Source organism: Pseudomonas sp. SDO55104_S430 (assembly GCF_054070595.1).
In genome coordinates this window covers 1-2,847 of record NZ_JBSVXG010000400.1, presented here as the reverse complement: position 1 = coordinate 2,847, position 2,847 = coordinate 1, and the positions used below count along the sequence as shown (strand labels likewise).

Sequence of the window (2,847 nt, the reverse complement as noted above, 5' to 3'; positions counted from 1 at the left end):
GAACGACAAGAAAACCTCATTGGAGAATGTGCTGCCGTCATCGCGGGCAACCCCGCTCCCACAGGGGAATGGGTGCACTTTGGGCCGGGAGCCTAGCAGACGGTCGGTAGAAGCGACAGCTTGCGCGATTGGGATTGTCTGGTAGAATCCGCTGCCTAATTACGTGCGGTATTCAACAATAGTGTTGGGTGGCGGCACGCTAGCCTGAGGAAAACACCATGAAAGCTGATATCCATCCAGAATACCCAGCAGTTGCTGTTACCTGCAGCTGCGGCAACAAGTTCGAAACTCGTTCGACCTTCGGCAAAGCCCTGGCGATCGACGTTTGCAACGAATGCCACCCGTTCTACACCGGTAAGCAGAAGACTCTGGACACCGGTGGCCGCGTTCAGAAGTTCGCCGACCGTTTCGGTGCTTTCGGCGCGAAAAAGGCCTAAGGCCAATCAACTTGGGAAGCCGCTTCGGTTTTTCCATGCTGATGAAAAAGGCGTCCCTTGCGGGCGCCTTTTTTGTGTCCGCGATTTGGCTCTCCGCTGCCCAGGCCCTCTGCCCGGCGCCAAGCGGTCTGACGTCGGTCGAGGTGCAGCGCGTGGTGGATGGCGACACCCTGCGCCTGCAGGATGGTCGCAGCGTACGCATGATCGGCCTGAACACGCCTGAGCTGGGCAAGAAAGGCCGCTCCGACGAGCCGTTCGCCATGGCTGCGCGCAAACGTCTCGAAGCCCTGGTGGCGGCAAGCGACGGGCGGGTCCGTCTGCAGCCCGGCAAAGAAAGCAAAGACCGCTACGGCCGGACCCTGGCCCATGCCTACGGTGCCGACGGCGCCAATCTCGAAGCGCAAATGCTCGCCGAAGGCCTCGGTTTTCTTGTGGCCGTCCCGCCGAACGTCGACTTGGTCGCCTGTCAGCAAGCCGCCGAGCGCAGTGCGCGTCAGGCAGGGCTTGGCGTGTGGCGCCAGTCGCCTGTACTGAAAGCGGATCAGATCGACCGCGCTGGGTTTGCTGTGCTTAGCGGGCGTGTGAGCAAGGTTCAGCGCAATCGTGGCGGGATTTGGCTCGAATTGCAGGATTCGGTTGTGTTGCGCGTTGCACCCAATCTGCTCGGTCGCTTCGATGCGAGTTCGCTGCAGAAGCTCGAAGGCAGGCAAATCGAGGCGCGGGGCTGGGTTCTGGACCGTTCGCGCCGTGGCGGACTCAAGGAGGGTCAGGCGCGCTGGATGTTGCCGCTGACTGATCCGGCGATGCTTGAAGTGACGCAACGATAAAAAATTGTAGACATTTTTTCCGTCGATTGTGAACAGTCCATCCCTTGTGTTCCGCGGCTCTTGGCCAAAAGTAGTAGGACAGGGCGGTTGACAGGGGTGACCGGTCAGTCTTGTGGGGATTTTGCGAGGCGCGTATCCTCGCTGACCAGTCTGTCCAACAGTAAAAGCGGAATGCCCATATGTCTGATTTGAAAACTGCCGCTCTCGAGTATCACGCCAATCCTCGTCCAGGAAAGCTGAGCGTCGAGCTCACCAAGCCTACCGCTACCGCCCGCGACCTGTCGCTGGCCTACAGCCCCGGCGTAGCCGAACCAGTACGCGAAATCGGTCGCGACCCTGAGCTGGCCTACAAGTACACCGGCAAGGGCAACCTGGTTGCAGTCATTTCCGATGGCACCGCGATTCTCGGCCTGGGTAACCTCGGCCCATTGGCTTCCAAGCCAGTGATGGAAGGCAAGGGCGTGCTGTTCAAGCGCTTCGCCGGCATCGACGTTTTCGATATCGAAGTCGACTCCGAAAGCCCGCAAGCCTTCATCGACACCGTCAAGCGTATCTCCATCACCTTCGGTGGCATCAACCTGGAAGACATCAAGGCACCAGAGTGCTTTGAGATCGAGCGCGCTCTGATCGAACAGTGCGACATTCCGGTATTCCACGATGACCAGCACGGCACCGCGATCGTTACCGCCGCCGGCATGATCAACGCCCTGGAAATCGCTGGCAAAACCCTGCCTGAAGCCAAGATCGTCTGCCTGGGTGCCGGTGCTGCCGCCATCTCCTGCATGAAGTTGCTGGTGAGCATGGGCGCCAACATCGAAAACATCTACATGATCGACCGTACCGGTGTGATCCACTCCGGCCGTGACGATCTGAACCAGTACAAGGCTGTCTTCGCTCACGCGACCGACAAGCGCACCCTGGCCGATGCCCTGCAAGGCGCTGACGTGTTCGTGGGTCTGTCCGGCCCGAACCTGCTGAGCCCTGAAGGCCTGCTGTCGATGGCGGCCAACCCGATCGTGTTCGCGTGCTCGAACCCTGATCCGGAAATCTCCCCTGAGCTGGCGCACGCTACCCGCAGCGACGTGATCATGGCCACCGGCCGTTCGGACTACCCGAACCAGGTCAACAACGTACTGGGCTTCCCGTTCATCTTCCGCGGTGCCCTGGACGTTCGCGCCAAGCGCATCAACGAAGAAATGAAAGTGGCTGCGGCCAACGCCCTGCGCGAACTGGCCAAGCTGCCGGTACCTCAGGAAGTGTGCGACGCCTACGGCGGCATCAAGCTGGAATTCGGTCGTGAGTACATCATTCCGAAGCCAATGGACGCCCGCCTGATCACCCTGATCTCCGACGCCGTGGCCAAGGCCGCGATCGAGACCGGTGTAGCGACTCTGCCGTATCCGAAGCACTACCCGCTGAAAAGCGTGGATGACGTGTTCAACGGTTAAGTCGTTGTAGCGCTTCAACCAAAAAGCCCTGGCTCGTGAGAGTCGGGGCTTTTTTGTGCCTGATGGGTTTGTATTGGATTTGATGGCCTCTTCGCGGGCAAGCCTCGCTCCTACCGGGCGTGGTGATTACCTGTA

The 2,847-nt window shown here is 59.9% G+C and carries 3 protein-coding genes; all 3 read left to right on the top strand.

All coding sequences use genetic code 11. The features are described 5' to 3' along the window. Nucleotides 1-218: 218 nt before the first annotated feature. Entirely contained in the window at nt 219-437 is a 219-nt protein-coding gene (gene rpmE, locus ACW9JE_RS30070; RefSeq protein ID WP_007975586.1) for a 50S ribosomal protein L31, read from the top strand. Between the two features lie 35 nt (nt 438-472). Then, a complete protein-coding gene (locus ACW9JE_RS30065) occupies nt 473-1,264 on the top strand; it encodes a thermonuclease family protein (protein WP_457434829.1) in 792 nt (263 codons plus the stop codon). Nucleotides 1,265-1,443: 179 nt separating this feature from the next. Further along, on the top strand, nt 1,444-2,712 hold the full coding sequence (locus tag ACW9JE_RS30060) for a malic enzyme-like NAD(P)-binding protein (RefSeq protein WP_224541748.1): 1,269 nt from the start codon (nt 1,444-1,446) through the stop codon (nt 2,710-2,712). The last annotated feature ends 135 nt before the right edge of the window (nt 2,713-2,847 follow it).

Bases quoted from the DNA above. Each gene is read 5' to 3' on its own strand.
- rpmE (WP_007975586.1), top strand. From the start codon at position 219: ATGAAAGCTGATATCCATCCAGAATACCCAGCAGTTGCTGTTACCTGC.
- ACW9JE_RS30065 (WP_457434829.1), top strand. From the start codon at position 473: ATGCTGATGAAAAAGGCGTCCCTTGCGGGCGCCTTTTTTGTGTCCGCG.
- ACW9JE_RS30060 (WP_224541748.1), top strand. From the start codon at position 1,444: ATGTCTGATTTGAAAACTGCCGCTCTCGAGTATCACGCCAATCCTCGT.